23 protein-coding genes and 1 pseudogene are annotated in these 23,641 nt (G+C 74.1%); 17 read left to right on the top strand and 7 right to left on the bottom strand.

The window, feature by feature from the left end; translation table 11 throughout:
• Positions 1-12 precede the first annotated feature (12 nt).
• The 3 genes from O7619_RS23980 (at position 13) to O7619_RS23970 (ending at position 2,239) form a co-directional block, all read left to right on the top strand.
• Complete coding sequence (locus O7619_RS23980; RefSeq protein WP_282283559.1) at positions 13-849, top strand: AraC family transcriptional regulator; 837 nt, start codon at positions 13-15, stop codon at positions 847-849.
• A 24-nt stretch (positions 850-873) separates the two neighbouring features.
• A complete protein-coding gene (locus O7619_RS23975) occupies positions 874-1,242 on the top strand; it encodes a VOC family protein (RefSeq protein WP_282283558.1) in 369 nt (122 codons plus the stop codon).
• A 97-nt stretch (positions 1,243-1,339) separates the two neighbouring features.
• Positions 1,340-2,239: a DUF5753 domain-containing protein gene (locus tag O7619_RS23970; RefSeq protein WP_282283556.1), complete on the top strand. Its 900-nt coding sequence runs from the start codon at positions 1,340-1,342 to the stop codon at positions 2,237-2,239.
• A gap of 93 nt (positions 2,240-2,332) precedes the next feature.
• On the opposite strand, the gene O7619_RS23965 is transcribed toward O7619_RS23970, so the two are convergent.
• Positions 2,333-2,626, bottom strand: coding sequence for an antibiotic biosynthesis monooxygenase (locus O7619_RS23965; RefSeq protein WP_282283555.1), 294 nt, complete (start codon positions 2,624-2,626; stop codon positions 2,333-2,335).
• Positions 2,627-2,728: 102 nt separating this feature from the next.
• On the opposite strand from O7619_RS23965, the gene pnuC reads away from it, so the two are divergent.
• The 3 genes from pnuC (at position 2,729) to O7619_RS23950 (ending at position 5,755) form a co-directional block, all read left to right on the top strand.
• A complete protein-coding gene (pnuC, locus tag O7619_RS23960; protein ID WP_282283554.1) occupies positions 2,729-3,382 on the top strand; it encodes a nicotinamide riboside transporter PnuC in 654 nt (217 codons plus the stop codon).
• A complete protein-coding gene (locus O7619_RS23955; RefSeq protein ID WP_282283553.1) occupies positions 3,379-4,461 on the top strand; it encodes an AAA family ATPase in 1,083 nt (360 codons plus the stop codon). Before pnuC ends, O7619_RS23955 begins: the two co-directional genes overlap by 4 nt.
• Before the next feature lie 295 nt (positions 4,462-4,756).
• Positions 4,757-5,755, top strand: a complete 999-nt coding sequence (locus O7619_RS23950; RefSeq protein ID WP_282283552.1) for a TerC family protein — start codon at positions 4,757-4,759, stop codon at positions 5,753-5,755.
• A gap of 48 nt (positions 5,756-5,803) precedes the next feature.
• Here O7619_RS23950 and O7619_RS23945 read toward each other — a convergent pair whose 3' ends face one another.
• Entirely contained in the window at positions 5,804-6,721 is a 918-nt protein-coding gene (locus O7619_RS23945; protein WP_282283551.1) for an NlpC/P60 family protein, read from the bottom strand.
• A gap of 57 nt (positions 6,722-6,778) precedes the next feature.
• A complete protein-coding gene (locus O7619_RS23940; RefSeq protein WP_282283550.1) occupies positions 6,779-7,876 on the bottom strand; it encodes a dipeptide epimerase in 1,098 nt (365 codons plus the stop codon).
• A 44-nt stretch (positions 7,877-7,920) separates the two neighbouring features.
• Here O7619_RS23940 and O7619_RS23935 point away from each other — a divergent pair, with 44 nt between their 5' ends.
• On the top strand, positions 7,921-8,718 hold the full coding sequence (locus tag O7619_RS23935; protein ID WP_282283549.1) for a tyrosine-protein phosphatase: 798 nt from the start codon (positions 7,921-7,923) through the stop codon (positions 8,716-8,718).
• Positions 8,719-8,722: 4 nt separating this feature from the next.
• On the opposite strand, the gene O7619_RS23930 is transcribed toward O7619_RS23935, so the two are convergent.
• Positions 8,723-9,589 (bottom strand): serine hydrolase, encoded by an 867-nt coding sequence (locus O7619_RS23930; RefSeq protein ID WP_282283547.1) that lies wholly within the window; start codon positions 9,587-9,589, stop codon positions 8,723-8,725.
• A gap of 50 nt (positions 9,590-9,639) precedes the next feature.
• On the opposite strand from O7619_RS23930, the gene O7619_RS23925 reads away from it, so the two are divergent.
• Complete coding sequence (locus O7619_RS23925) at positions 9,640-9,783, top strand: hypothetical protein (RefSeq protein WP_282283546.1); 144 nt, start codon at positions 9,640-9,642, stop codon at positions 9,781-9,783.
• Positions 9,784-9,857: 74 nt separating this feature from the next.
• Here the strand turns inward: O7619_RS23925 and typA are convergent, their stop codons facing one another.
• A complete protein-coding gene (gene typA / locus O7619_RS23920) occupies positions 9,858-11,723 on the bottom strand; it encodes a translational GTPase TypA (RefSeq protein ID WP_282283545.1) in 1,866 nt (621 codons plus the stop codon).
• 131 nt (positions 11,724-11,854) lie between these two features.
• Between typA and O7619_RS23915 the strand changes: the two genes are divergently transcribed.
• Both O7619_RS23915 and O7619_RS23910 read left to right on the top strand, forming a co-directional pair.
• A complete protein-coding gene (locus O7619_RS23915; protein ID WP_282283544.1) occupies positions 11,855-13,354 on the top strand; it encodes a DedA family protein in 1,500 nt (499 codons plus the stop codon).
• A gap of 30 nt (positions 13,355-13,384) precedes the next feature.
• Positions 13,385-14,284: a transglycosylase SLT domain-containing protein gene (locus O7619_RS23910; RefSeq protein WP_282283542.1), complete on the top strand. Its 900-nt coding sequence runs from the start codon at positions 13,385-13,387 to the stop codon at positions 14,282-14,284.
• Positions 14,285-14,338: 54 nt separating this feature from the next.
• Here O7619_RS23910 and O7619_RS23905 read toward each other — a convergent pair whose 3' ends face one another.
• Complete coding sequence (locus O7619_RS23905) at positions 14,339-16,483, bottom strand: MMPL family transporter (RefSeq protein ID WP_282283541.1); 2,145 nt, start codon at positions 16,481-16,483, stop codon at positions 14,339-14,341.
• 120 nt (positions 16,484-16,603) lie between these two features.
• Here O7619_RS23905 and O7619_RS23900 point away from each other — a divergent pair, with 120 nt between their 5' ends.
• The 5 genes from O7619_RS23900 (at position 16,604) to O7619_RS23880 (ending at position 21,794) form a co-directional block, all read left to right on the top strand.
• A complete protein-coding gene (locus O7619_RS23900) occupies positions 16,604-17,119 on the top strand; it encodes a MarR family transcriptional regulator (protein WP_282288923.1) in 516 nt (171 codons plus the stop codon).
• Positions 17,116-18,774: a CocE/NonD family hydrolase gene (locus O7619_RS23895; RefSeq protein WP_282288922.1), complete on the top strand. Its 1,659-nt coding sequence runs from the start codon at positions 17,116-17,118 to the stop codon at positions 18,772-18,774. Before O7619_RS23900 ends, O7619_RS23895 begins: the two co-directional genes overlap by 4 nt.
• Before the next feature lie 169 nt (positions 18,775-18,943).
• Positions 18,944-19,852 carry a hypothetical protein gene (locus O7619_RS23890; RefSeq protein ID WP_282283540.1) on the top strand — a complete coding sequence of 303 codons (909 nt, stop codon included), beginning with the start codon at positions 18,944-18,946 and terminating at the stop codon, positions 19,850-19,852.
• Between the two features lie 92 nt (positions 19,853-19,944).
• Positions 19,945-20,520 (top strand): helix-turn-helix domain-containing protein, encoded by a 576-nt coding sequence (locus O7619_RS23885; RefSeq protein WP_282283539.1) that lies wholly within the window; start codon positions 19,945-19,947, stop codon positions 20,518-20,520.
• A complete protein-coding gene (locus tag O7619_RS23880; protein ID WP_282283538.1) occupies positions 20,517-21,794 on the top strand; it encodes an MFS transporter in 1,278 nt (425 codons plus the stop codon). Before O7619_RS23885 ends, O7619_RS23880 begins: the two co-directional genes overlap by 4 nt.
• A 55-nt stretch (positions 21,795-21,849) precedes the next feature.
• On the opposite strand, the gene O7619_RS23875 is transcribed toward O7619_RS23880, so the two are convergent.
• Positions 21,850-22,053, bottom strand: a complete 204-nt coding sequence (locus tag O7619_RS23875; RefSeq protein ID WP_281587571.1) for a cold-shock protein — start codon at positions 22,051-22,053, stop codon at positions 21,850-21,852.
• Between the two features lie 178 nt (positions 22,054-22,231).
• Here O7619_RS23875 and O7619_RS23870 point away from each other — a divergent pair, with 178 nt between their 5' ends.
• Together O7619_RS23870 and O7619_RS23865 are read left to right on the top strand one after the other, a co-directional pair.
• On the top strand, positions 22,232-22,906 hold the full coding sequence (locus O7619_RS23870; protein WP_282283536.1) for a 50S ribosomal protein L11 methyltransferase: 675 nt from the start codon (positions 22,232-22,234) through the stop codon (positions 22,904-22,906).
• A 90-nt stretch (positions 22,907-22,996) separates the two neighbouring features.
• Positions 22,997-23,603, top strand: a pseudogene (locus O7619_RS23865) (VTT domain-containing protein).
• Positions 23,604-23,641 lie beyond the last annotated feature (38 nt).

Below are 23,641 nucleotides of genomic sequence, written 5' to 3'. Positions count from 1 at the left end.
GGCGGGCGCGCGATGCTGACCGAGGCCGTGGTCGGGCTTCCCGCCGCCGCGCTGCGTCCCTGGGTGGACCGTTACCTCGGCTACCGGGAGGAGCTGACCGGGCCGGTGGTGCGCCGTGAGGCCGCCGGCGCCTTCGTCGTGCTGGTCCTCGGCTGGGGCGACCCGCTCGACATCACCGATCCGCGCGGCGCGGGGCGGGGCGTGGACGGCGCCAACGCGTTCCTGGCCGGCCCGTTCGACGGCTGGTGCGCCACCCGCAGCGCCGGCACGGGCGCCGGGGTGCAGGTGCTGCTGACCGCCCCGGCGGCGCGGCGGCTGCTCGGGTTGCCGCTCGGCGAGTTGGCCAACCGGGCGGCCCCGGTCGACCGGGTCGCCGGGTGGCTGGTCCGGCTCCGCGACGAGCTGGCCGGCGAGCCCGGCTGGCCGGGGCGCTTCGCCCGCCTCGACGCCGCCCTGACCGCCCGGCTGGCGGCCAGCGACCCGGTCGACGGCCGCCTGCTGGCCGCCTGGCGGCGGCTCGACGGGAGCGGGGGCGCGGTCGGGGTGGCCGCGTTGGCCGACGAGATCGGCTGGTCCCGCCGTCACCTGGCGGTGCGGTTCCGCCGCGAGTTCGGGTTGCCGCCGAAGACCGTCGCCCGGCTGCTGCGTTTCCAGCGGGCCTACGCCACCCTGGGCCGCACGGTGCTCACCGCGCCGGCGGCCGGCCCGGACGGGTCGGGCTGGGCGGAACGGGCGGCCCGGTGGGGCTACCACGACCAGTCGCACCTGATCCGGGAGTTCCGGGAGTTCGCCGGCGCCCCGCCGGCGGCGCTGGCCCGGGCCGGATCGCATTCGTCCAATCCCGGCTGACCCGGCCGGCGGCAGACTGGGGGCATGCGAAGCATCTATCCGGTCCTCAGATATCCCGACGTCCACGCCGCCGTCGACTTCCTCCGGTCGGCGTTCGGCCTCACCGTCCACGAGGTGCACCCGGGGCCGGACGGCGAGGCGCGCCACGCTCAGCTCGGCCACGGCGACGACCTGGTCATGGTGGGTCCGGGCCCCGCGCCGGCGACCCGGCCGGCCGACGACGACTACCGCCTCTACCTGGCCGTCGACGACGTCGACGCGCACCACGAGCGGGCCCGGGCGGCCGGTGCGGAGATCGTCCGGCCGCCGTTCGACACCGACTACGGCTCCCGTGACTACGCCGCCCGCGATCTGGCCGGCATGGTCTGGTCGTTCGGCACGTACCGGCCCTGATCCACGCTCGCACATCGATGCCTGCATGTTGCTCTGCGCGAGCGAGGTATTGCCCTGTGTGATGGTCATGCGTACGCTCCCACCCTGGGAGGCGCGCATGGCGTTGTCAGCAAGTCCGGTCGTCCGGCGAGTGCGGCTCGGTGTCGAGCTGCGTCGACTGCGCCGTCGAGAGTCACTCACGCTCGAACAGGTCTGCACCCGGCTCGGTTGGGCCTCGACGTCGAAGCTGTCCCGCATCGAGCTGGGCCAGAGCCGGCCCGACCTGGCCGACGTGCTCGACCTGCTCGACGTCTACGAGGTGCCACGGCACCAGCGGGAGGATCTGATCGTCATCGCCCGCGACGCCGCCACCGGGCGCGGCTGGTCCAAGACGCTCGGCGAGATGGGCGAGCGGCAGCGGGCGTACGCGGAGCTGGAGGCCGGCGCCGAGCGCATCGTGGAATACCAGCCGGTGCTCGTGCCCGGCCTGTTGCAGACCCCCGCGTACGCCCGGCTGCGGGTGTCGGCCGGCGCGTCGTTCGCCGGCGAGGTGGACGTGGAGGCCGACGTCCGGGCCCGGGCGGTGCGCCAGGAGCTGCTGGTCCGGCCGGACCCGCCGCACTACACCGCCCTGCTCGACGAGCGGGCCTGCGAGCCGGACGGGCTGCCGGCCGAGGTGTGGCGGGAGCAGACGCGGCGCCTGCTGGCGCTTGCCGAACGGCCGCACATCACCCTGCGGGTGGTGCCCCGCGGCGCCTCGCCCGGCGACGACCTGCATCCGCTCGCGCCGTTCTCCTACTACGCCTATCCGGACCCGGACGACCCGCGCACGGTCCTGGTCGAGACGCTCACCACCGACCTGCGCCTGGTCGCCGAGGCCGACGTGGCCCGCTACGAGCAGGTGATCGAGCGCCTGCTCGCGGCGGCGCTGCCGGAGGAGGCGACGACCGAGCTGCTCACCCGCCGGCTCGGCGTCGCGCCGGTGCCCCGGCCGCGGGACCCGCACGAGCTGGAGTGAGGTCGCCGCGCGCTCACCGGGCCCGGCGCCCCCGATGCCCGTCGGGACCGGTGACCGCGCGTCGCGGGCAGGTTACGTGAGGGGTACGACAGTTCAGGCCGGCACGTCGACGAAGTGCTCGACGAGCGGCGGGCCGGCGAAGAACGGACCGATCAGGCCCCGCCACCGCCCGAAGCGCTCGGTCTGCCGGAAGTTCACGTCGTGCGCCTCGACCGAGTCCCACTCGACGAGCAGCACGAACCGGGTGGGCGACTCGATCCCGCGGGTCATCCGCACCGAGCGGCACCCCTGCGCCTCGGCGAGGATCGGCCGCGCCTGCGCGTACGCGGCGGCGAAGTCGTCCTCGTGTCCGGGCGTCACGTCGATAAGCGCGACCTCAAGAACCATGCCCGCAGCCTTTCACGCCGGGCCCTGACCGGTACGCTCCGGGGGCGCTCCGGCGGGCCGCGCCCCTCCACCGTGTCACCCGACGGGCGGGGGAGGACGACAATGCTCGACTGGCTCACCGGCACCGCGTTCACCGTGTTCGGCGCCGGCACCACCTGGGCCGAGCTGCTCGGCTTCGGCACCGGCGTGGTCAACGTCTGGTTGGTCGCTCGCCAGCACATCGCCAACTGGCCCATCGGCATCGCCAACGTGCTGCTGCTGATGGTGCTGTTCCAGACCGCCGGCCTGTACGCCGACGCCGGCCTGCAACTGGTCTACGTGGCGCTCGGGGTCTACGGCTGGTGGCACTGGCTCTTCGGCGGCGACCGGCGCAGCCGGCTCACCGTGACCCGCACCGGGCGGCGCGAGTGGTGGGCGCTCGGCGCGGCCGGGCTGCTGCTCACCGCCGGCCTGTGGGCGCTGCTGGACCGGGCCACCGACTCCACCGTCCCGCTGGCCGACGCGGTCACCACCGCGCTGTCGCTGCTGGCCACCTACGGTCAGACCCGCAAGCTGGTGGAGAGCTGGTGGCTGTGGATCGCCGCCGACCTGATCTACATCCCGCTCTACGCGTACAAGGGACTCTGGCTCACCGGCGGCCTGTACCTGATCTTCCTGGCCCTCTGCGTGGTCGGGCTGCGCGCCTGGCGCGCGGACCTGCGCCGGCGGGCGGCGGCGACGCCGGTGCCGCCCGGCCCCGCCCCGGTGGCCGCGTGACCGGGCGGTTCCGGCACGGCCTGGTGGTCGGGAAGTTCTACCCGCCGCACGCCGGGCACCACGCGCTCGTCGAGGCCGCCGCGGCCCGCTGCGCCGCGGTGACCGTGGTGGTGGCGCCGTCGCGGCGGGAGTCGGTCCCGTTGGCCCTGCGACTGGACTGGCTGCGCGAGGTCCACGCCGGCACCCCGTGGGTGCGGTTCGTCGGCCGTTACGACGACCATCCGGTCGACTACGGCGATCCGGCGGTCTGGGACCTGCACTGCGCGGTGTTCGCCGACGCGCTGGGCGGCGAGCCGGTGGACGCGGTCTTCTCCTCCGAGGCGTACGGCAAGGAGCTGGCCCGCCGGTTCGGCGCGGTCGCGGTCGACGTGGATCCGTGGCGGCGGGCCGTGCCGGTCTCCGGCACCGCCGTGCGCGCGGACCCGGCGGCCCACTGGCGGTGGCTGAGTCCGCCGGTGCGGGCGTGGCTGGTCCGGCGGGTGGTGGTGGTCGGCGCCGAGTCCACCGGCACCACGACCATGGCGCGGGCGCTCGCCGGGCGCTTCGGCGCCGCCTGGGTGCCCGAGTACGGCCGCGAGCTGACCGAGCGCAAGCTCGCCGTGCTGCGCCGGTCCCGGCCGGACGCGACCGTCTTCGACGTCACGTGGGACCGGGACGACTTCGTCGAGGTGGTACGCGAGCAGCAGGCCGCCGAGGACGCGACGGCGCGGGTCGGCGGCCCGCTGCTGATCTGCGACACCGATGCCCGGGCCACCGCGGTCTGGGAGGAGCGCTACCTGGGCGCGTCCTCGGCGCGGGTGCGGGCGGCGGCCCGCCGGCCGGCGCTCTATCTGCTCACCGACCACGAGGGGGTGCCCTTCGCCGACGACGGCCTGCGCGACGGGGAGCACCTGCGGGCGTGGATGACCGGGCGGTTCCGCGCGGCGCTGGCCGGGTGCGGGGTGCCGGTGGTCGAGCTGCGCGGGACGCACGAGGAGCGCCTGACCACGGCGGTCGCCGCCGTCGAGACCCTGCTCGACGCCGGTTGGGCCTTCGCCGACCCGGTCCTGCCGCCGACCCGGCCGCAAGATCAAGTCTAGCCTCCTAGGATGCGCTGCGGGTGGTGACGCGGGGCACCTGATCGCGATTGATGGGTCTCCAGAGATGCGTTACCCCCGCCGGATGGTGAACAATGGCGGCCGAGGAGGGGAGTATTCCCCCGCGACGGAGTCGTCAGCACGGAAGAGCGCCAGCTCGACCCGGCTCCGTCGGTCGGCTCCCGCGAGGGCGCCGGCGGAAGAGACCTCCGACAGTCACCACAGTCAGCGTTGACGCACCCCGGCCCGCACCCGGCGTACGGTGTGCCCGACGCTGCGTGTCTGCCGGAGGATGGATTTGAACGTGTCCGCATTGGTGTGGGCGGTAACCCTGACCGCGATGATCGCGGTCCTGATGGCCGACCTGTTCATCATCGGCCGTCGCCCGCACGAGCCGAGCGTCCGCGAGTCGAGCCTGTGGGTGGGCTTCTACGTCGCTCTGGCGCTGCTCTTCGGCGTGGTGCTCTGGGTGGCCGCCGGGCCGAGCGTGGCCGGCCAGTTCTACACCGGCTGGCTCACCGAGTACAGCCTCTCGGTGGACAACCTCTTCGTCTTCGTGATCATCATGGCCCGCTTCGGCGTGCCCCGGCAGTACCAGCAGAAGATGCTGCTCATCGGCATCCTGCTGGCGTTGGTCATGCGCGGCGGCTTCATCGCGGCCGGCGCCGCGCTGATCTCCCAGTTCTCCTGGGTGTTCTACATCTTCGGCGCGTTCCTCATCTACACCGCGGTGAACCTGGCCCGGCAGGGTGAGCCGGAGGAGGACGAGTTCAGCGAGAACGTGCTGATCCGGTGGAGCCGCAAGGCGCTGCCGCTGTCCCGGGACTTCCACGAGGCGCGGATGACCACCCGGGAGAACGGGCGGTGGCTGTTCACCCCGATGCTGATCGTGATGATCGCGATCGGCACCACCGACCTCATCTTCGCGCTCGACTCGATTCCGGCGATCTTCGGCATCACGCAGGAGCCGTACCTGGTCTTCACCGCCAACGTCTTCGCGCTGATGGGGCTGCGGCAGCTCTACTTCCTGCTCGGCGGCCTGCTGGACCGGCTGATCTACCTCAGCTACGGGCTGGCCGTGGTGCTCGGCTTCATCGGGGTGAAGCTGGTCCTGGAGGCGCTCGCCGACAACAACCTGCCGTTCCTCAACGGCGGCGACCCGGTGGGCTGGGCGCCGCACATCCCGATCTGGCTCTCGCTGACGGTCATCCTCGGCACGCTAGCCGTAGCCACGATGGCGAGCGTGGTCAAGTCGTCGCGCGACCGACGCCGGGAGTTGGCCGAGGCACGCCGCTGACCGACCCGCCGGCTGCCGTTCCCGCCGGCCGGGGGCGGCAGCCGACGGTCAGACGCGGTGCGCGCCGACCAGAGTGTCCACCCGGGCCGGAGGCAGTTCCTCCTCGACCACCCGGCGGGTCAGGTAGCAGGCGTGCAGCATCCGGCGCCGGCCGCCGTGCGGCTCGGCCGAGACGATGCCGACATGATGGATGCGCCGGCCGGGATGGGCGAAGAAATAGAGGTCGCCGGGGCGTTCCGCGCCCAGCGCCAGCGGGATGGTCGCCTCGGCCTGGTCGTCGGCGTCGCGGGGCAGCGTGACGCCGTACCGCCGCCAGGCCAGGTGGACCAGCCCGGAGCAGTCGATGCCGTCGGTGGACAGGCCGCCCCAGACGTAGGCCAGGTCGCGCAACCGCTCGGCGACCCCGAGCACCTCCTTGGCCTCGGGCCGCGCGGCGGGCAGCGGCACCAGGTCGCCCTCGGGGGCCCAGAGCGGGTCGGTCCGGCCGGGCGCCCGGACCGGCCGCCAGCCGTCGGCCGGGCGCCCGGCGGAGGCGAGACGGGTGCCGAGGACCACGCCGGTGAGCGCGGGCGGCCCGCCGGCGGTGTCGTGCAGCGTGGCGCGGTCGACGTCGACCACGAGCGCGGTGGCGGCCGGCACGGTGGCGACGGAGGCGGCCAGGTGGGCGGCCCGCATCCAGCCCGGGTAGCCGCGGACGTCGAGCTTGGCGGCGGGCTGCCCCAGGGCGAGCACCCGCACCCAGCCGTCCGGCCGGGTCTCCATGACGAGGACCGGCTCGCCGAGCAGCAGTTGGGTCAGGACGCAGTCGCCGACCCGCTGGTCGCGGTCCATCCCGGCGACCCAGGTGGCGATGTCGGGCACGTCGGACCAGGCCGGCCCGTCGATCGGGCGGACCGCCTCCGGGGTGGTCCAGAGGGTCGCCACCGGGACCCGTACGACGGCCTGGTGGCCCGGCTGAGGCGCCATGCGCACCCCTCCTCCCACGCTCCTGTGGGGCGACCCTATGAAAAAATCCAACGACACTCAACCATGCTGCTGAATCTTAGCTTCACTCACGTCGGCGATGCCGAGACCGGGCGCGTCCGGCAGCAGCACGCTCGCGCCCTCGTACCGGATGCCGCCGGTGACCGGCGACCAGGCGAGCCACCAGGCGGCGTCGAGGTCCGACACGGCCGTGGTGCCGCCGGCGGCGACCAGGCTGGCCGCCGCGCCCACGCCGATCGGACCCTCCATCATGGACCCGACGATCGTGCCCATGCCGTGGGCGGCGGCCAGGTCGAGCAGCGTACGGGCCGGTTGCAGGCCGCCGCACTTGGCGAGCTTGACGTTGACCATGTCGGCGGCCCGCCGGCGGATCACCTCGACCAGGTCACGCACGTCGAAGACCGACTCGTCGGCGAGGATCGGCACGCCCACCCGGTCGCTGACCCAGGCCAGCCCGTCCAGGTCGCGGCGGTGCACCGGCTGCTCGACCAGCTCCACGTCGAGCCCGGCGTCCTCGATGCCCCGGATCACCCGGACCGCCTCGCGCGGCGTCCAACCCTGGTTGGCGTCCAGCCGGATCCGCACGTCCGGGCCGACGGCGGCGCGCACCGCGCGGACCCGGTCCAGGTCGCCGCCGGCGTCGGTGCCGACCTTGAGCTTCAACACCGTGAAACCCTCGGCACGCCGCCGGCCGGCGGCCGTGGCCAGGTCGACCGCGTCGCCGGCGGCCAGCGTGACGTCCGTCGGGACGCGCAGCGCCGTGCCGCCGAGCAACCGCACCAGGGGTACGCCGAGCCGCCGCGCGGCCAGGTCGTGCAGCGCCACGTCGACGGCCGCCTTCGCCGACTCGTTGCCCACCACCGCGCCGCGCACCTGCGCGCACCGGGCCAGGAGGTCGTCGGGGTCGCGGCCGGTCAGCAGCGGCGCGAGCAGTTCGCGTACGCACGCCTCGGCGCCGCCGATCGACGCGCCGGTGACCTGCCACACCTGCGGGGCCTCACCGAACCCGGTCCGCCCGTCGCTGTCGACCACCTCGACGACAAGCGTCTCCACGGTGGTGGTGCTCCGCAGTGCGGTGACGAACGGGGTGTGCAAGGGTGCCGAGAGCCGGTGGGTGCGCACCGCCGTGATCGTCATGTGGGGCACCCTATCGGCAACTGGCGGCGAGCAGGGGAGGGCCGATGACCGGGCGGGACTGGGAGCTGGTGGGCGCGCCGAACGCCCGTGACCTGGGCGGGTTGCCGACGACCGACGGGCGGCGGGTCCGCGCCGGGCGGCTCGTCCGCGCCGCGGCGCTGGGTCGGCTGACCGACGAGGATCTGCCGGTGCTGGGCAAGCTCGCCCCGGCGTGCGTGGTGGACCTGCGCGCCGCCGAGGAACAGGCGGTGGCCCCGCCGGACCGCCTGGTGGGTGCGCCCCGCGTCGTGCACCTGCCGGTCTACGACGCCGCGCACCCGGTGTTCACGTACGTGTCGGCGATGGTGCAGGGGCACGACCTGGACGCGTACGCGGATCTGGCCCGCGACGGCATGCCGGGGGCGATGACTGCGATCTACCGCTGGTTCGTCACCGGGGAGCCGGCGCGGGCCGGGTTCGGCGCGGCGGCGCGGCTGGCCGCGGACGACGCGAACCTGCCGCTGTTGTTCCACTGCTCCGCCGGCAAGGACCGCACCGGCTGGCTGTCGGTGGTGCTGCTGACCGCGCTGGGCGTGCCGGAGCCGGCGATCCGGGCCGACTACCTGCGGCACAACGAGCTGACCGAGAGCCTGCGCGAGGTGCTGCTGGCGGCGATGACGAAGCGCCGGCCGGACCTCGACCCGGCGGCGGCCCTGCCGCTGCTCGAAGCGCGCCCGGAATACCTGGACGCCGCGTACGACGAGGTGCGCCGGGCGTACGGGTCGTTCGAGGCGTACCTGAGCGACGGCCTGGGGGTGACCGACGAGGTGCGGGCCGCGTTGCGGGCGCGGTTGCTGGAGTAGTGCCTCAGCCCGCCAGCTCGCGCCGGGCGTCCCACACCCGCGCGGAGACGTGCGCGATCAGCCGGCAGGCGTCGTCCTCGACCGGCTCGCCGTCCGCGCCCCCGCCGGCCGGGTCGGTGGTGGTGCACACGACGATCGCGTACGGCGGCGCGTCGTCGGGGAACACCACGCCGGCGCCGTGGCGGACGCCGCGTACCCAGCCGTTCTTGTGCGCGACGCGGGTGCCGTCGGGCAGCCCGGCGGCGAGGTCCTCGCGGTGTTCCTGGGCGAGGAGCACGTCGAGCATGGCGGCGCAGCCGGCCGGTGACGCGAGCGGGCCGGGTCGGGTGGCGCCCAGCGCCAGCCCGCCGAGGAGGGCGGCCAGGTCGGCGGCGGTGACGAGGTTGTCGATGCCGGCGTCGCGGGCGGCGAAGTCCTCGATGCCGCGGCCGGTGACGCTGTGCCGGGCGCCGGCGAGCGCCCACGCCTGGGCGACGGCGGGCAGCCCGACCTGGCCGATGCACAGGTTGGTGGCCAGGTTGCTGGAGCGCACGATCATCCGTTCGGCGAGCCAGCGCAGCGGCGCGGCGCCGCCGATCCGCTCCCAGACCGCCTCGTCGTTGTCGTAGTCCCGGGCGTTGGTGAAGCGGGGCGCGCCGGCCAGCGCGGAGTCGAACGTGTTGCGTACCGGCACCGGCGCGTCCAGGTCGAGCCGGCCCTCCTCGGCGGCCCGGTGCAGCGCGACGAGCACGGCGACCTTCATGGTGCTGGCCGCGTAGTGGGTGGCGTCGGCGCGCCGGGTCCAGGTGGGCGGGGCGCCGGGGCGCCCCACGTACGCGGAGACGGTGCCGGGCACCTGGTCGAGATGCGCGTCGAGCTCGTCCCAGATCATGGGCCGACCGTAGCGGATCGTCCCGGTGGGCGCGGGGCAGCGGCGGCACCGTGCCCGTGCCCGTGCCCGACCTGCTCACCGCCGTCGCCGACGCCGGCCTGACGGTCACCGGCGTCGTCGAGTCCGGCTCCGCCCGGATCCCCGACATCCTCGCCCTCCGCGCCACCAAACCCCACCCCTCCAGCGAGCGCTGATTCACGGAAAGAGTGGCTATTCGGCGCGGAATAGCCACTCTTTCCGTGAAAGTGCAACGGGAGGGGTGGGTGGGTCAGCCGGCGTGCTTGCGGCGGGCCGCCATCCGGCCGCGCTGGGTCTGGTCCAGCACCACCTTGCGGATGCGCACCGCCACCGGGGTGACCTCGACGCACTCGTCCTCGCGGCAGAACTCCAACGCCTGCTCCAGCGACAGCTTGCGCGGCGGGATCAGCTTCTCGGTCTCGTCGGAGGTCGAGGCCCGCATGTTGGTGAGCTTCTTCTCCTTGGTGATGTTGACGTCCATGTCGTCGGAGCGGGAGTTCTCCCCGACGATCATGCCCTCGTACACCTCGGTGGTCGGTTCGACGAAGAGCTGGCCGCGCTCCTGAAGGTTGATCATGGCGAACGAGGTGACCGCGCCGGACCGGTCGGCCACGAGCGAACCGTTGTTGCGGGTGCGCAGCTCGCCGAACCACGGCTCGTAGGACTCGAAGACGTGGTGCAGGATGCCGGTGCCCCGGGTGTCGGTGAGGAACTCGGTGCGGAAGCCGATCAGGCCGCGCGCCGGGACCAGCCACTCCATCCGGATCCAGCCGGTGCCGTGGTTGACCAGTTGCTCCATCCGGCCCTTGCGGGTGGCCAGGAGCTGGGTGATCGCGCCCAGGTATTCCTCCGGGGCGTCGATGGTCAGCCGCTCGACCGGCTCGCAGGTCTTGCCGTCGATCTCCTTGGTGACCACCTGCGGCTTGCCGACGGTCAGCTCGTAGGACTCGCGGCGCATCTGCTCGACCAGGATGGCCAGGGCCAGTTCGCCGCGGCCCTGCACCTCCCAGGCGTCCGGGCGCTCGGTGGGCAGCACCCGCAGCGAGACGTTGCCGACCAGCTCCTTGTCGAGCCGGTCCTTGACCATCCGCGCGGTGACCTTGGCGCCCTTGACCCGGCCGACGAGCGGCGAGGTGTTGGTGCCGATGGTCATCGAGATGGCCGGCTCGTCCACGGTGATCAGCGGCAGCGGGATCGGGTTCTCGGCGTCGGCGAGCGTCTCGCCGATCATGATCTCGGGGATGCCGGCGACGGCGATGATGTCGCCCGGTCCGGCCGAGTCGGCCGGCTTGCGCTCCAGGCCCTCGGTCATCAGCAGCTCGGAGATGCGGACCCGCTGGGTGCTGCCGTCGGTGCGGCACCAGGCCACGGTCTGACCCTTGCTGATCGTGCCCTGCCGGACCCGGCACAGCGCGAGGCGGCCCAGGAACGGCGAGGCGTCGAGGTTGGTGACGTGTGCCTGGAGCGGCGCGCCCTCGTCGTAGGCGGGCGCCGGGATGGTGTCCAGCAGGGTGCGGAACAGCGGCTCCAGGTTGCTGCTGTCGTCCGGTACGGCGCCGTCGGCGGGCTGGGTGAGGGAGGCGATGCCGTCGCGGGCGCAGGCGTAGACGATCGGGAAGTCGATCTGCTCCTCGTCGGCGTCCAGGTCGAGGAAGAGTTCGTAGGTGTCGTCCACGACCTCCTTGATCCGGGCGTCCGGACGGTCCACCTTGTTGATCACCAGGATGATCGGCAGCCGGGCGCGCAGCGCCTTGCGGAGCACGAACCGGGTCTGCGGCAGCGGGCCCTCGCTGGCGTCGACGAGCAGCACCACGCCGTCGACCATGGTCAGGCCGCGTTCGACCTCACCACCGAAGTCGGCGTGGCCGGGGGTGTCGATGATGTTGATGGTGACCGGGTCGCCGTCCGCCGGCAGGTACCGCACGCCGGTGTTCTTGGCGAGGATGGTGATGCCCTTTTCCCGCTCGAGGTCCATCGAGTCCATGACCCGCTCGGTGTCCTCGCCGCGGGCGCCGTAGGCGCCGGCCTGCCGCAACATGGCGTCGACCAGGGTCGTCTTGCCGTGGTCGACGTGGGCGATGATGGCGACGTTGCGGAGGTCGGTGCGTAGCTGCATACCCTCCATACTCCTGTCTGCGGTTGCCGGGGCACGCCTCGGGGTCACCCCGAGATCGCCCGGATCTGTGTCGAAAGTGCTGTGCCGACCGTTCCAGCGACTGGCATGCTGACTCCCGTGCGGGGTGCCGAATGCCTGACCTGCTGAACTGGCTGCAGGAGCTGCCGCCCCTGCTGATCTACCTGGTCACCGCGATGATCGTCGCGGGTGAGACCGCGGTGATCTTCGGGCTGCTGGTGCCGGGTGAGGCGACCCTGCTGCTGGTCGGCTTCCTAGCGTACGCGGGGACGCTACGGCTCGCCCCCACGCTTGCGGTCATGGTGGCCGCCGCCGTGATCGGAGACACACTCGCCTATCGGTCCGGCCGGCGGTACGGCCCCCGGTTGCGCGCCTCCGGGCTCGGGGCCCGGATCGGGCCGCACCGGTGGCGGCGTGCCGAGGAGTTGCTGGACCGGCTGGGTGGCCGTGGCGTGCTGGCCGCCCGCTGGGTCGCCTTCGCCCGCACGCTGGCGCCCCGGCTGGCCGGCGCGGGCGGGTTGCCGTACCGGCGGTTCGCGCCGTGGAACCTGGCCGGGGTGGTGGGTTGGGTCGGGGCTTCGGTGCTCGCCGGTTACCTGGCCGGCGAGTCCTACGCGCGGGTGTCGGAGTTGCTGGGCCGCGCCACCGGAGCGGTGCTGGTGCTGGTGCTGTGCCTGCTCGGCGTGGTGCTTGCCGGTCGCTGGCTGGGGCGCAACCCGGATCCGGCCCGGGCGCTCGCCGCCCGTGCCGCCGCGGTGCCGCCGCTGCGCTGGCTCCGAGCCCGGTACGGGGTGCTGTTCTTCCTGGCCGGCATGCGGGTCGGCCCGCTCTGGACCCTGCTGATCAACCTGGCGTTGGGGCTGGCGCTGCTGTTCGGCGCGGGGCTGGCGGTGGCCGCGCTGCTGGAGGCGGTGGTCCGGCATAGCGGGCTCGGGGTGCTCGACGGGCTGATCGCCGACTGGTTCGCCGCCCGGCGTACCCCCGGGGTGGTCGACGCGGCGTTGGCCGCGTTGTCGGTGCTGCGCGGCTGGGTGCTCATCGGCGTGGTCGCCGTGGTGGCGGCGGTGGTGGCGCGGCGGCACCGGCCCTGGCGGGCGGACCTGTTGTCGGTGGTGGGCACCGTCGGCGCGGCGGTGCCGCTGGTGCTGCTGGTGGTGGTCGCCGACCTGACCGGCCCGCACCGGGTCCGTGACCTGTTCCCCACCCAGAACGTGGTGGTGACGGCGAGTTTCGGCACGCTGGCCTGGCTGCTGTCGCGCGGGGCCCGCTGGCCGATCGGCGTGGCCGTCTGGACGGCCGCCGCGGCCGGCGTGGTCTCGGTCACCGGCGCCCGGCTCTATCTGGGCTGGAGCACGGCCAGCGGCACGGTCTCCTCGGTGTTGCTGGGCGTCGCCTGGACCACCGTGTTCGTGGTCGCCTGGGCGACCCGGGAGCGGGTGGTGGCTGGCGAGGACACCGGTCCGCCCGGCCCGGCGGGCGACGAGTCGGGGCCGTCCGCGGCGGGCGACGACTCGGGTCCGCCCGCGGCGGGCGTCGGGGAGCGTCCGCCCCGGCCGCGGGAGGAGCGCCGTCCGGCGTCGCCGGGACCCCGTAGCCCCGTCGATCCCTGCTAGGGTGCGCCGACGGAACCACGGGGAGGTCCGATGCGGCGAGGAGTCGGCCGGTTGGCCGCGGCGGTGGTGGCGCTGCTGGCGACAGCAGCGGTGACCGGGTGCGGCGGCGACGAGCCGCCGGTGCGCGGGGTGGCGGCGGACCTGCCCACCGCCGCGCCGGTCGAGGAGCCCGGGGAGGATCCGGCCGACGCGCCCGCCGACGCGCCGAGCGAGGAGCCGCCGGCGGTCGAGGCGATGGGCGGCCGGCCCAGCCCCAGCGCGCCGGCGTCCGCGAAGCCGACCGCCGGTCGAGCCGGTGCGCCCCGGCGCCCGGTCAAGGCGTTGACCGAGACCAAGGCGCCGCCCGCGCCGAAGCCGCCGGTCGTCGGCTGCAAACCCCACTACAAGGGGACGGCGGCCACCAGGGCTCAGGTCAAGAAGGCGTTGACCGACGCGGCCGGGAAGACCTACTGGCCGTCCTCCGCGCCGGAGATCAAGGTGCCGCTCAGCCTGGTGAAGGCCACCGCCTGGCAGGAGAGCGGCTGGCAGTCCAACATCTACGCCTGCGACACCGGGGTCGGGCTGATGCAGGTCCAGCCGCCGACGGCGACGTTCGTCAACGACCGGTTCGAGCAGAACTACGACGTGGACGACTACCGGGACAACGCGGTGCTCGGCGCCAACTACCTGGCCTGGCTGACCAAGAAGATCGGCGACTCGCACTTCGGCTCGGACTACCGGCTCGACGCCTCGCTCTGCACCCCCGATCTGACGTCCTGCCTGCTCAACGCGGTGATCGCCGCGTACAACGTCGGCCCCGGCAACGTGGCGCCGGACTGCGACGACGGCGGGCACCCGCCCTGTGAGCCGCTGCCGTTGACGATCCCGAACGAGCCCTACGTCTACAACGTGCGGGCGCTGATGACCGAATGCGAGTGCCTCGCGTTCTGATCGGCCCGTGGGAGCGGTCGGGTGCCGGCAACCCGCCGGCACCCGACCGTCGGGTCAGTCCCGGGCGGTGACCGGCTCGGCCGGCGCGCCGGCCCCGTCGGTGGGTGCGTCGGGCGTCCCGGGCTCGCGCGTGATCCGTCCCGGCCACCAGAACCGGTCACCGAGCAGGAACGCCAGTGCCGGCACCAGCACGGTGCGGACCAGCAGCGTGTCCAGCAGCACGCCGAGGCAGACGATGATGCCGATCTGGGTGAGCGTGATCAGCGGCAGCACGCCGAGCACCGCGAAGACCGCGGCCAGCAGCACCCCGGCGCTGGTGATGACGCCGCCGGTGACCCGCAGCGCGGAGAGCATGCCGTCGCGGGTGCCGGCCCGCCGCGCGTCCTCCCGGGCGCGGGTGACCAGGAAGATGTTGTAGTCCACGCCGAGCGCGACCAGGAACACGAACGCGAGCAGCAGCACCCCGCTGTCCAGCGCCGGGAAGTCCAGCACGTGGTCGAAGAGCAGCCAGGCCGCGCCGAGGCTGGCGAAGAACGACGCGATCACGGTCAGCACCAGCAGCAGCGGCGCGAGCAGGCCGCGCAGCAGCAGCACCAGCACGGCGCCGACGAGCAGCAGGATGATCGGCAGGATCAGTCGCAGGTCCCGGGTGTTCGCCTGGTTCGAGTCGTAGGTGGCGGCGACCGCGCCGCCGACCAGGGCGCCGTCGGGAGCGTCCACGCCGTCGACGGCGGGTGGCGCGGAGTTCGGCACGGCGGCCACCGCGTCGCGCAGCGCCACCACCGCGCGGTCGGCGGCGGCGGTGCCGGGCTCGGCGGCGAGCACCACGTCGACCTGGGCGACCCGGTCGTCGGCGGCGCCCGGCCGGGCCGAGGCGACCCCGTCGACCGCGCCGGCGGCGGCGAGCACCGCGGGGGCCGCCTGCGGGGTGGTGAGCACGGCCACCGGCTGGGTGCTGCCGGCCGGGAACGCCCGGGCCAGGGTTTCCGCGCCGGCGACCGCCTCGGGCCGCTCCCGGAACTGCTCGGTCTCGGACAGTCCGGTGCGGATGCCCAGGCCGCCCAGGGCGAGGCCGGCGAGGAGCAGCGTGGCCAGCACCGCGACCGGCAGCGGCCGGCGGAGGACCAGCTCGCCGAGGCGGCCCCAGAGCCGGCCCTCCCGGGCGGGCGAGCCGACGCGCGGGACGAACGGCCAGAACAGGCCACGGCCGAAGAGCACGAGCGCGGCGGGGAGGACGAACAGGGCGGAGAGCATCGCGAACACCACGCCGGTGGCGCACGCCACGGCGAGCGCCCGGTTGGTCTCCTGCTCCGACAGCAACAGCGTGAGTACGCCGAGGACGACGGTGCCGCCGCTGGCCAGGATCGGCTCGGCGGTGCGTCGCAGAGCGGCGCGCATGGCGGCGAACCGGTTCTCCTCGCGGCGCAGCTCCTCCCGGTAGCGGGCGATGAGCAGCAGGGCGTAGTCGGTCGCGGCGCCGAAGACCAGCACGCTGGCGATGCCGGTGACCTGGCCGCTGGGCAGGTAGATCCCCAGCGCGGGCACGATGGTCTCCACCGTGCGCAGGGTGAGCTGCTCGGTGGCGGCGACCACCAGCAGCGGGACGAGCCAGAGGAACGGGCTGCGGTAGGTGACGAGCAGCAGCAGCGCCACGACCGCGGCGGTGACCAGCAGCAGCGTGGTGTCGGCGCCCTGGAACACCTTGCTCAGGTCGGCGGTGAAGGCGGGCCCGCCGGTGACCTCGACGATCAGGTTGTCGGGCAGTCCGGCGACGGCGTCACGCACCTTGACCACCTCGTCGACGACTGCCTGCTGGTCGCCCGCGGTGGACAGCGGCACGGCGACGAGTGCCACGGTGCCGTCGGGGGACAGTTGGGCGGGGGCGACCCGGCCGCCGGCCGCGAGGTCGCCGAGCGTGCCGGCGGCGTCGTCGAGCGCGCTCCGGTCGGCGCCGGTCAGCGGCGCCCGGTCGGCGCGGCTGACCACCACCAGGGCGGGCTGGACGTCGTCGGAGGGCAGTTGTGCCTGGAGGCGTTCGACCTGGGTCGACTGCCATTCGACGGACAGGCCGGTGGCCGAGATCGGCTCGGGGTTGTCCGGCTTGGGCAGGCCGAAGACGACCGCGCCGACGACGAGGGCGGCGACCACGGTGAGCCAGGCGGCCAGCCGGCCCCGGGCGACGCGGGTGAACAGGGACATCTGCGGGCCTCACATGTCTTCTCGCTGGGCGAGTATCTTGATGGGCGAGATTATCCGGAAAGGGCTTATGCTGCAACCGGACCGGGGAAGAGGTGGCGGCGAGCGGTGGCGGGGCACGGCATGTACCGGCGACGGGACGATCCGCGGGGGCGGATGGTCGCGGAGATCACCAACGACCTGCGTCGCTACTCCACGGACGCGCAGCACGTCGGGCACGCCTTCGCCGGCCTGCACGGGCTCAACCCCACCGACCTGCAGGCCCTGATCGCGGTGATGGAGGCCGAGCTGGTGGGCGACCCGATCACCCCCGGCCGGCTCGGTGACGTGCTCAACCTCTCGTCCGGCTCGGTGACCGCGCTCGTCGACCGGCTGGAGCGCGCGGGCCACATCCGGCGCGACCGGGACACCGCCGACCGCCGCAAGATCCTGCTGCACTACGCCGACCGGGGCGCCACGCTGGCGCGGAGCTTCTTCGGCCCGCTGGGCCGGCGCACCGACGAGGTGATGGCCCGCTTCACCGACGACGAGCTGGCCGTGGTGCACCGGTTCCTGGGCGAGATGGTGCACAGCATGCGGGCGCACCGGGACGAGGTGCGCGCCGCCCGCGTCGCCCCCGAGCCGTCCGGCGACCGCTGACCGTGCGGCTGGTCACCCGGCTCGCCGCGGCGGCGCTGCGGCTGCCCGCCGCCCGCGCCGGCCGGATCGCCGTCCGGCGGGACATCCCGGTGCGGGTCCGCGACGGCACCACGTTGCGCGCCGACCACTACGCGCCGGACCTGCCGGGCGCGGCCTGCGTGCTGATCCGCACGCCGTACGGGCGGGGCGGGCCGATCCGGCTGCTCGGCCGCCTGGTCGCCGAGCGGGGCTTCCACGTGGTGATCCAGTCCTGCCGCGGCACCTTCGGCTCCGGCGGCGAGTTCGCCCCGCTCGTGCACGAGCGCGACGACGGCCTGGACACCCTCGACTGGCTGCGCCGCCAACCGTGGTGGACCGGGGCGTTCGGCATGTTCGGCGCCAGCTACCAGGGCTTCGTGCAGTGGGCGGTGGCCGCCGAGGCGGGCGACGAGCTGCGCGCGATGGTCGCGGTGGTGACCGCCTCGGCCACCCGCGACTCGACGTACGCGGGGGAGTCGTTCGCGCTGGACACGGTGCTCACCTGGGCCGAGCTGCTCCAGGCGCAGACCGTGCCCTGGCTGGCCCGGCAGTGGGAGCTCAAGCGCGGCCAGCCCCGGCTCGTCCGCGCGCTCACCCACCTGCCGCTGGCCGAGGCGGACCGGGTCGCCACCGGGGTCACCGTGCCGTTCTTCCAGGAGTGGCTGCGTCACCACACGCCGGACGCCGACTACTGGCGGGCCCGGGTCTTCGGCGACCGGATCACCGAGGTCCGCGCGCCGATCGCCATGGTCAGCGGCTGGCAGGACATCTTCCTCCCGGCCCAGCTCGACGACTACGCCCGGCTGCGGGCCGCCGGGGCCCGGCCGACGTTGACCGTCGGCCCGTGGACCCACGGCAGCCCCGGGCTGCTGGTGGCGTCCCTGCGGGAGGGGCTGGACTGGTTCGACGAGCACCTGGCCGGGCGTCCCGCGCCGGCCCGCGCGCCGGTGCGGGTGCACGTCGGCGGCGCCGGCGGCGGCTGGCGGGACCTGCCGGACTGGCCCCCGCCCGCCACGCCGACCCGCTGGCACCTGCGACCCGGTGGCGGCCTGGCGCCCGGGCCGCCCGACGACGGCGCGCCGGACCGGATCTGGTACGACCCGGCCGACCCGACCCCGTCGCTCGGTGGGCCGCTGCTCGTCGCCCAGCGGGCCGGCGCGGTGGACAACCGTCCGGTCGAGTCCCGCCCGGACGTGCTGACCTACACCAGCGACCCGGTACGCGACCCGGTGGAGGTGGTCGGGCCGGTGCACGCCGAGATCCACCTACGCAGCGAGCTGTCCTACCTGGACGTGTTCGTGCGGCTGTGCGACGTGGACCGGCGGGGACGCTCCTGGAACGTCTGCGACGGCCTGGTCCGCGTCGAACCGGGCCGGTTCCCGCCCGACGGGTCCGGCGCGGTGCGGGTGCCGGTCGCGCTCTGGCCGACCGCCTACCGGTTCGCGCCCGGGCACCGGCTGCGCGTCCAGGTCTCCGGCGGCGCCCACCCGCGGTACGCGCGCAACCCGGGCACCGGGGAGCCACTCGGCACCGCCGTGACGCTGCGTGCCGGATGGCGGGAGGTGCTGTGCGGTCGCGAGCACCCTTCGGCATTGCTGCTGCCGCTCACGTCGTCGCCGTCCACACCGGTCCGATAATCGCTAAATATCGCTGCTGAGCTGGGCATTTCCCGGAACGGGGGATAGGCTCGCAGCAAGTGCCCGCTGCTGTGCAGTCATCCGGCAGGGGCACGTCCGCAGATCTCACGTCATCACTTTTCGTGATCGTCGTGTCGTTGCCGATCATCGATCGGAAAGGGGATCTGCCATGACGTCGGCCCCGGCAAACCTGCTGGCCGTCCGTACCCTGCTGCTCACCTATCTCAACGTGGACAAGAACGCGGTCCGGGACGCCGATCTCGAACCCGCGGAGGTCGGCATCGTCGGCGACGCCAGTCACCGCGGCGGCTACCACTGCGGCTCGGACCGCACCGTCGCGAACGACTACTCGGTGGTGGAGTCCACCCGGGACCGTTCCGGGCTGACGCTGTACGCCTCCGCGCTCGACGTCGGTACGTTTTCGGTCCGCTCCGACGGCGCCACGCACACGCTGCGGACGTTCTCCACCTGGCTGGTGGCGCAGTGCGCGGCGAACACGGCCGACTCCCGGGACATCCGGGAGGTCATCTACTCCGCGGACGGCCGCACCGTGCGGCGGTGGGACCGGCTGGGCAAGCGCACCAGCGGCGACAGCAGCCACCTGTTCCACACCCACATCAGCTTCTTCCGCGACTCCACCAAAGCGGGCCGGGACCAGACCCCGTTGTTCCGCCGCTATCTCACCGCGATCGGACTGATCGCCCCGACGAAACCGGAGAACGAGATGGAACAGAACGACAAGCTCGTGGGCAACACCGGCTCGACGAGCCGTACCGTCGGCGACGTCCTCGCCGATCTGCAGAACCTGCGGAACTGGCTGATCTCGCCGGCCAACACCGCCGGCCTGATCACCCCGCCGGCGGCCAATTCCCCGCTCCAGCAGATGCTGGCCATGCTGCGCGGATGGCCGGCGCTCGTGGCGCAGGTGAACGAGTTGTCCGGCAAGGACTTCACCGACGAGCAGCAGATCGTCGCCGGCGTCCTCGCCGGGTTGCCGCCGGAGCGGATCGCCGAGGCCATCCCCCCGCAGATCGCCCGGGACGTCGCCGACGAGTTGTCCCGGCGGCTCACCGCCTGACGCGCGCGCCGCGACGACTGCAGCGTCGCGGCGCCGGGGCATTCCGCAACAGACATTGCGCAACATCTCTTGCGGATGTCAGACTCGGCCGCATGGATCAGCCCACGGTCAGACAGGTCACCGACTCGCGGGTGCTCGCCGCGCTCGCCCATCCGCTGCGCCGCCGCCTCATGGACGTGTTCAAGGTGTACGGCCCGAGCACGGTGGGCCAACTCGCCGAGCGCACCGACCAGGCGCCGGCGAACGTGAGCCACCACCTCCGGGTGCTGGCCGCCGCCGACCTGCTGGTCGAGGCGCCCGAGCTGGCCCGCGACCGCCGCGAGAGCTGGTGGAAGCTTCGGAACAGGGGCGTGCGCTGGTCCGAGTCCGACTTCGACGACGACCCGTCCGCCCGGGTGGTGGCCGACGCGGCGGGCTCGCTCAACCTGGAGCGGCACGCCGCGCTGGTGCGGGCCTGGCACGCCGCCCCCGACGAGGCCCGCGCCGCCTGGGGCGACGGACCGTTCAGCACCGACCACTGGCTGCACCTCACCCCGGAGGAGCTGGCCGAACTCAGCCGCGAGGTGATCGCCCTCTTCATGCGGTGGGCCGACCGGCCCGTCCCCGAGGACGGCCAACGGCGCGAACCGGTCTTCGTGTTCACCCACGGCGTCCCGGCCCGGCCGTGACCGCCCCGGCCGGCGTGCCCGCGCCGCCCACCGCCGCGCCGCGCGGCGGGCTGCGCCGGCACCGCGACTTCCGGCTGCTCTGGACCGGCCACACGATCAGCGCGGTGGGCAGCAACATGACCACCGTCGCGCTGCCGCTCGTCGCCGTCGCGGTGCTCGACGCCACCACGTTCCAGGTGGCGGTGCTGACCGCCGCGGCCTGGCTGCCCTGGCTGCTGGCCGGCCTGCCGGTCGGGGCGTGGGTCGACCGGGTCCGCCGCCGCCCCGTGATGATCGCCGCCGACCTGACCGGGGCGGCGTTGTTCGCAAGCGTCCCGGCCGCCGCGCTGCTCGACCTGCTCACCGTCGGGCACCTGCTGGTGGTGGCGCTCGGCGCCGGCCTGGCCCGGGTCTTCTTCGAGACCGCCGACCAGGTCTACCTGCCCGCCCTGCTGCCACCGGAGCAGGTGCCGCCGGCCAACGCCCGGCTGCACGCCACCCAGACCGCGAGCTACCTGCTCGGCCCCGGGCTCGCCGGCCTGATCGCCCAGCTCGCCGGCGCGGTGACCGCGGTGGCGCTGGACGCGGTGAGCTTCCTGGCGTCCGCGCTGTGCCTGCGCCGGATCCGCACCGTCGAACCCGGACCGGCGCGTCCCGCCGCGTCGACCTCCATGCGCCGGGAGGTGGCCGACGGGCTGCGTTTCGTCACCCGGGATCCGTACCTGCGGGTGCTGACCGTCTTCGGCGCGGCCAGCAACATCGGGCTCACCGGCTACCAGGCGGTCCTCGTGGTCTTCCTGGTCCGCTCGGCGCACCTGCCGGCCGGCCTGGTCGGCCTGCTGATCGGCCTGGCCAGCCTCGGCGGCGTCGTCGGTGCGACGCTGGCCGCCCGGCTCGCCCGCCGGCTCGGCACCGCCCGGGTCCTGCTGCTCGCCGGCGCGCTCACCGGCCCGCCCGCGCTGCTGATCCCGCTCGCCGGCCCCGGCGCGCGGGTGGCCCGGCTGGTGCTCGGCGGGGTGCTGGTCAGCCTGGGCGTCGCGGTCGGCAACGTGGTCAAGGGCAGCTTCCGGCAGACCTACACGCCGCACCACCTGCTCGGCCGGGTCACCGTGAGCATGCAGTTGCTCAACTACGGCACCATCCCGCTCGCCGCGCTGCTGGCCGGCGCGCTCGGCGCCGCGTGGGGGCCGGCGGGCGCGATCCGGCTGATGACCGGCTGGCTCGCGCTCACCCCGCTGCTTCTGCTGCTGGGGCCACTACGCCGGCGGCGTGACCTGCCGGCGGCACCCGCCTGAGAACGCGCTGCGACGGCGGTCGGAGCCCGACCGCCGCCACCGGCACGTTGTCACATCACATCGGGCGGACGTTGTCCGCCTGCGGGCCCTTCTGGCCCTGCGTCACCTCGAACTCGACCTTCTGGCCCTCGTTCAGCTCGCGGTATCCGCCGCTCTGGATGGCCGAGTAGTGGACGAAGACGTCCGGGCCTCCGCCGTCCTGCTCGATGAAGCCGAAGCCCTTTTCCGAGTTGAACCACTTGACCGTGCCGCTTGCCATGCGTCTCTCCCTGTTCAATGCGGGTGAGCACCGGCCCGCGGCCGGTGATCGCCCTGTACCTCCTCGACAGTAACCGCCCGCGCCCGGATCCGCTGGCGGAAGTGCCGGCGTGGCTCGTGAATACCTCGGAACCGCCAAATGCCCCCGACACGCGGCGGGCGGGGGCATGCTTGCCCCGATGAGCACAACGACGGCGCTGGCCGACCTCGAACGGGAGATCACCGCGCCGGGCGCGGGCCCGGACCGCCTACGGCTGGTGGCCGCGCCGTTCGTGCCCGAGGTGCGGCTGCACCTGGCCGAGGACGCCATCCTGTGGTGGGCGCGGATGGAGGCCGCCGCCGGTCGGTCCCTCCCGCCGCCGTACTGGGCCTCCGTCTGGGCCGGGGGGCAGGCGTTGGCCCGACACCTGCTCGACCACGTCGAGTTGGCCGCCGGGCGGCGGGTGCTCGACCTGGGCGCCGGCTCGGGGCTGGTGGCCATCGCCGCCGCGCTCGCCGGCGCCGACCTGGTGGTCGCGAACGACATCGACCCCTACGCGCTGGCCGCCGTGACCGTCAACGCCCGGGTGAACCGGGTCACGGTGAACGCCGACGGCCAGGACCTGCTCGACGGCGTGGCCCCGGTCGACCTGCTGGTGGCCGGGGACGCCCTGTACGACGCGGAGTTGGCCGCGCGGGTGCTGCCCTACCTGCGGCGCTGCGCCGACCGGGGCGTCGAGGTGCTGGTCGGCGACCCGGACCGGGGACACCTGCCGCCGGACGGGCTGGAGGTGGTGGCCGACTATCCGGTGCCCACCACCGAGCCCGCGGTGGACTCACCGGTGCGCCGGGTGCAGGTGCTGCGTCCCCGTTGACCCTCGGGGATCCTCCGGATGCGATCTCCGGGGCCGGTGGGGGATCACGCCCGATGTGCCGGGTGGCCGGCCGGGCCTAGCGTGCGAGGCATGACCGATCTCCTCGCCCAGTTCGGGCAGTTGCCCACCACTGCTGATGGGCCTGCTGGGCGTGGTGATGCTCGCCGACGCCGTACCCCTGCTCGGGGTGCTGGTCCCCGGCGACGCCGCGGTTCTCGCCGCGGTCGGCGCGGGCCGTCCCGCCGGTGGCGCGGCGGCCGTCGCGGCGGTGGTGGCCGGATGCCTGGCCGGCTGGTCGTTGAGCTTCCTCGCCGGGCGACGCTGGGGCGCGCGGTTGCGCAGCGGTCGGCTGGGCGCCTGGATCGGCGAGTCCCGCTGGGCCGCCGCCGAGACGCTGCTGCATCGAGGTGGCGGCCGGATCGTCCTGGTGGCGCCGTTCCTGCCGGTGTTCAACGCGCTGTTGCCGCTCGCCGCCGGCGGGCTACGGATGCCGTACCGGCGGTTCGTCACCTGCGCGGCGCTCGGTGCCACCGCGTGGGCCGGGCTCTACGTGGCGCTCGGGCTGGCCGCGCGGACACTCACCGGTCTGCTGCCCGGCGCGCCCGACCCGACCGTGCTCACCATGGCGGTCGGGCTGCTGCTCGCCGGCCCGGTGCTGCTCGGCGCCCGGCGCCGGCTGCGCGCGGTGACCGGCTGACCGGGCCGGGTCCGGCCGCCACGGGGGAGGCCGGACCC

The sequence above is a fragment of the Micromonospora sp. WMMD998 genome, from assembly GCF_029581235.1.
In the GTDB taxonomy this organism is placed as follows: Bacteria; Actinomycetota; Actinomycetes; order Mycobacteriales; family Micromonosporaceae; genus Micromonospora.
The sequence above is the reverse complement of the archived record's forward strand: the minus strand, read 5'-3'. Positions and strand labels throughout refer to the sequence as shown.